At 53.6% G+C, this 4905-nt stretch carries 6 protein-coding genes; all 6 read right to left on the bottom strand.

What is annotated here, in order from left to right; genetic code table 11:
• Nucleotides 1–1028 (bottom strand): phosphatase PAP2 family protein (locus tag KK062_RS29675; RefSeq protein ID WP_498366330.1); only part of this gene is annotated, 1028 nt, incomplete at its 3' end.
• A gap of 11 nt (nt 1029–1039) precedes the next feature.
• Entirely contained in the window at nt 1040–1954 is a 915-nt protein-coding gene (locus KK062_RS29670; protein WP_254088018.1) for a transporter, read from the bottom strand.
• A 262-nt stretch (nt 1955–2216) separates the two neighbouring features.
• Nucleotides 2217–2762, bottom strand: a complete 546-nt coding sequence (locus tag KK062_RS29665; RefSeq protein WP_254088017.1) for a hypothetical protein — start codon at nt 2760–2762, stop codon at nt 2217–2219.
• Between the two features lie 104 nt (nt 2763–2866).
• The gene (gene rsmG / locus KK062_RS29660) at nt 2867–3499 is read right to left on the bottom strand and encodes a 16S rRNA (guanine(527)-N(7))-methyltransferase RsmG (RefSeq protein WP_438836544.1); all 633 of its coding nucleotides are present in this window, start codon (nt 3497–3499) and stop codon (nt 2867–2869) included.
• A 42-nt stretch (nt 3500–3541) separates the two neighbouring features.
• Nucleotides 3542–4153, bottom strand: a complete 612-nt coding sequence (locus tag KK062_RS29655) for an RNA polymerase sigma factor (RefSeq protein WP_254088015.1) — start codon at nt 4151–4153, stop codon at nt 3542–3544.
• A partial coding sequence (locus KK062_RS29650; RefSeq protein ID WP_254088014.1) for a glycosyltransferase occupies nt 4141–4905 on the bottom strand: 765 nt, incomplete at its 5' end. The genes KK062_RS29650 and KK062_RS29655, both read right to left, overlap by 13 nt.

The raw sequence follows: 4905 nt of genomic DNA, 5'->3' as shown, positions 1-4905 counted from the left end.
CGGGCGGCGTCCGGCATGCTCCCCATTTTGGGGCCTGTGGTGGCGTCTTTGCGCAAACCAAAGAACGGCAGCATCGGCGGGCGGGCCGGTGTTTCCAGGCTCTTCCAGGCGAGCTCGCCGCGTTTGGTACAGCTGTCGACCAGTGCCTGCCATAGTGCTTTGTTACCCCCGGCGGCGCCCATGCCGTCGCCACGCGCGCGGGCGATAAACAGGTTCGCTACGGACTTGCCCAGTGCAAGGCCCGCGGCGATGTCGCTGGTTGTAGCTTTACCCGACCACAGCGCGGCGTTGCGTTGTTCAGCCGCTTTCTTCGTGATCTCTTCTACCGCAGCAGGAAACAACAGTTTTAGCATCTCCACGGATACGCCCGACATTACCGCATCGGGTGAAGGGTATGCAGGCAAATCTGTCTCCGGCATCAGGGCCTTGATTTCACTGTCATTCTTATACGGAGCCGGGCGGTTGTATTGATACATATAGTGCCACGCTGCTTTCAGCGCTTCGTATTGCGCTACGCTTACGTAGCTATACGCACGCGCGGCATACGGCGGGTTGGCAAATGGGAACATCGGATCGGAGAAGGGATTTTCGGCATCCGGCGCCGGATACGCACCGACGGCATTCGGTTCCGGCGGCAGGTTGAAGCGCGCCACCATGCCACGCATAATCTGGTTCCAGCGCAGCACGCCACCGCCGCTCCAATATTCAATTACGCCCCGTTGCTCTTTGGTTAGGTTCTTTTGGAGGTCTTTGACTGCGGCCAGCTCTGCTTTATACGCGTCGGAGCTTACATCGGCCGGCGGGTTAAATACTTTGGGTGTCGAGTTCTCCACAATGCCTGTGATCTTTTCGATGGTCATGACCGATGCATCGACGGGGGCCCAGTTGGCGGCGTCTTCGTCGAGGGCAGCAGGCGCCTGCGGCACGAGGGTCTCGGTATCTTCGATGTCTTTGTTACAGCTTGCCAGCAGCAGCAAGCCGGCTGCGAAAGCTGTTTGTGTAATGCGGTATAGGTTACGGGTTATCATGATCGGGTCGGTTAAAGGTTCTTTTTGTTGAAGTTGATGGTATACAGCGCACCGGCCGTAAAGGCGGTAGATTCACCTACGTTGCGGCCCGTCAGGGTGCGGTTCACGGCGCCGCGTACGGCCAGGCCTTGCGGCTTCGGCAAGTAGTACATCACCAGCACACCGGCTTTGATGTAGTTCATGCGGTTGGATACAAACGGCATGTCTTGTTTGCGAATGTCGGCGCCGCCGAGTGTATTCTGCTGTATATAGTTCAACTCTGCTTGCAGAGCTCCTTTGTGGTAGCCGGCCGAAACAAAAACGTCAAACATGTTGGGCATTTTTACCTCGTCTGTGTTGTACTGTTCATTACCATCAAAGTAGGCCGGGCGATCCAACGTGGTATTGCTACGCCAGGTATACCCGCCGGAGCCGTTTACAAACCACCCTTGCTGCACTTTGAAGTGCGCCGTGAGGCGATATTGCAGGTTGGTGGTCTGGGTGCCGATCGACAGTGGAAAGAAGTCGGGCGTATAATCTGACAGCGGTGTCGAGAAGTTGACGACGGCAAAGGTGTTAAAGGCGTTCTTGTCGGTCTTGTGGCGGAAGAAATTATACTTCACGCCCACCGACAGATCTTGAATACCTTCCACGCCGTGCAACGTGCCGGCGCTGGCTTTGGTCTTTACATAGGGCAGCATGGCGATGACATTCACTTTGTCTATAATGCCGTAGGTGCCCATCCACATTACGCTTTGTGTGGTTACGTCGCCGATGTTGCCGTTGTCGCGTTTCTTCTCACCCTGCCAGTAGTCGGTCCATTGGTCGTGGGTATAAAGAAGCCCGGTACAGAGCTTTTTGGAGCTCATCATGAGCCCGTCCGTTAGATTCTGTGCAAAGGAGAGCGCTGGTAGAAGTCCGATCAGGATTAGGTAAATTTTCTTCATATAGGTTATTGGGGTGTTACTTGGGTGTATCCATCAAAGGCCGGCATACCACGCACGGCGAATGGCCGCGTGGCGGGTTTAAGGAGTCGGCCGTCTGGGGCCGGAAATGCAGCAACGCTATATCAGGTCGCTGCTCGTTTATAGCAATGTGTGCCATCACGAAGTATGATTGACTGGATGATCAAAAGAAAATTTGAAGACGTCACGGCGGGCGGAGGTTTAACCTATGCCGCAGCCGTGTTAATAAGAATACACCTCAGTATTAAGCCCGTTCGGGCGGGTGTATAATAGAAGTCTGGAAGGAGGGAATAAAAACCGTCAGGGCGCCGTGCTGCGAGACAGGCCGGGCCCAACCAATAGACGACCGGTCCATGTCATGGAGCTCGATCAGGTATTCTTTAATAAGGGTCGGAGCGATTGTTTTGGATTGATCTTGTGCGCCCGACGCGTCATCGCTAAAGGTTTTGACGTAGTCGGTCATGGCGCGGTGAATGCGTTTGCTTTGCTGGTCGTTGACACACACTACGTAAAGTGTGTCCTGACTGAGCCGCTGTTTGATCATGTGGAAGAACTCCCCTTCGTGCTCGAACTCGCCGTCTACACGCACATAGTCCTGGCGGTCGCCAGCATAGGGAATGGACAGCGGTACTTTGAAGGTGATGGTTTGGGATTCGTCGTATTGCTCAGCATCGAAGCGCTGCACCAGCTGCTGCCGGTTTTGATATTGCAGCCCCATGAAAATACCGTAGAAGCCCAGCACATTAAAGAGCAGGAGCAATAAGAGGGCTATCGCAGCAATTCTTCTCACGGTTCGGTACAGGTGGATACATAGTTAAGAAATTTACACGTATTAAACAACGTACCGAAATCGTTTCCTGAACGGATAGGCGGTCAGATCGCCCGAAATATTCTCTACAGCGGCACAAATACGACCTTTTTGGTCTCGAAAAATTCCTCTTTAAAATAGTCGGACAGGTCGTAGATCTGGTGCAGCTTTTTGAGATCCGCCAGTTCTTCGTCCAGGTCGCCACCTTTTAAGTATAGAATGCCGTTATCCAACGGGTGCGTGGATTGTTTGCGCGTTTTGCGGTGTACCCACTGATAAAATTCCTTGATGCGCGTCACGGCGCGGCTCACGATGAAGTCGTATTCAGCCTTTATTTGTTCCGCGCGAATCTGCTCGCCGTGGACATTGGTTAGTCCCAGGCTATCGGCTACGCCGTTTACGACGGTGATCTTTTTGCCGATCGAGTCTACCAGGTGAAAGCGCGTCTCGGGGAACAGGATCGCCAACGGTATGCCCGGGAAGCCGCCCCCTGTACCGACGTCCAGTATATGGGCGCCGGGGTTAAAGGCCATCACTTTGGCAATGCCCAGCGAGTGCAGTACGTGGTTGATATAGAGGTTTTCAATGTCCTTGCGGGAAATGACATTGATCTTTTCGTTCCAGTCTTTGTAGAGCTCAAAGAGGGCAGCGAATTGCTGCTTTTGCTTTTCCGTTAGGTCGGGAAAGTAGTGGTGTATGATGCTGACGTCTTGCACGATGTAAAGTACAGTGGGCCGGTAGCCCGGCCGGGTCTTCAGGAATTAAATATGATCGCGTTTGTTCTTCACCATGTCGAACATCAGTTCGCGGGCGCGGTGGAGCTGCGCTTTTACAGTGCCCAGTGGAGCATCGAGCTCCTCGGCAATCTCTTCGTAGGACAGCTCGTGGAAGTAGCGCAGGCGTACCAGCTTTTGGTATTTGGGCGGCAGCTTGTCTACGAATACCTGAATAAGCTCGGCCTTTTGTATGCGGATGGCCTCCTCTTGCGGGTCGAGGTTCTCGTCTTCTACGTCGATGGACACGGACTGGCCGTCGTCGTCGGTAAAAGAATTTTCAATGCTCAGGGTGTTGAGCTTCTTCTTGCGAATAAAGTCGATGGTATTGTTGGTGGCAATGCGGAATAGCCATGTGCTGAAGGTAAAATCTTTCTTGAAGCGGTGCAGGCTGCGAAAGGCTTTGGCAAACGACTCGATGGTCAGGTCCTCGGCATCGTCTACGTTCCGGACCATCTTCAGGATCATGTGATACACGGGCCGCTTATAGCGTTGCATCAGGCGCGCAAAGGCCTTATCATCCCCGTCCACCGCGTTATCTATCAGCCGGAAATCTTCGAGTGCTTTTGAGGAAAACCTATTTTCTTCTAATTCTTCCATCGTACTTCTTTAGAAACTAACGCAGTGAGGCCGGTGACAAGATAATAAAACGCATAAATAAAATCTAAGAGTGGCACCATCCAGGCCTCAAACTTCTGGCCAAGTTTCTTGGAAGTTATGTGCAAAATCAGGGAAATAAAGCCGGTTCGGAGCACCAGTACACCGATGACGGGGTACAGCGCAATCCACAGCGGCTCAGCTTGCAGGGGCAGCGCGATGAGCAAGCCGAGGCCCAGGAACCAGGTGAGCAGCCATGTCACGGCAAAGATGCCGAGCACGAACCGGTGCTTGGCCCGGTAGAATTTGCCGACCGACAGGTGGCGGGTCTTTTGCGTGTAATAGGCGCCCCAGCGTGTGTGGGGAATGGAGTACATCATCGACTCTTCGCCCACCACCACGCGGGTGTTCTTACCCCGGGCGTGCTGGTTTACGAAAAGGTCGTCATCCCCTCCGGTCACGTTTAGAAAGTTGTTAAAGCCTTTGTTTTCCAGGAACATCGATCTGCGGTATGCCAGGTTGCGGCCCACACCCATAAATGGATTGCCGAGCAACGCTAATCCGATATACTGCATGGCGGTCAGCAAGGTTTCAAAACGGATGAAAATATTCAGAAAGCCGGGGATGCGGATGTACGGCGAGAAGCCCAGTACGAAGCTGACGGACGGCTCGTCAAACCGGGCTGCCATGCTGCTGATCCAGTTCCGGCTGTTGGGACGGCAATCGGCGTCGGTCAGCAGCAGCCATTCGTATTT

It is taken from the genome of Dawidia cretensis (assembly GCF_018598175.1).
In the GTDB taxonomy this organism is placed as follows: Bacteria; Bacteroidota; Bacteroidia; order Cytophagales; family Cyclobacteriaceae; genus Ohtaekwangia; species Ohtaekwangia cretensis.
This window is presented reverse-complemented; position numbering and strand designations above follow the sequence as displayed.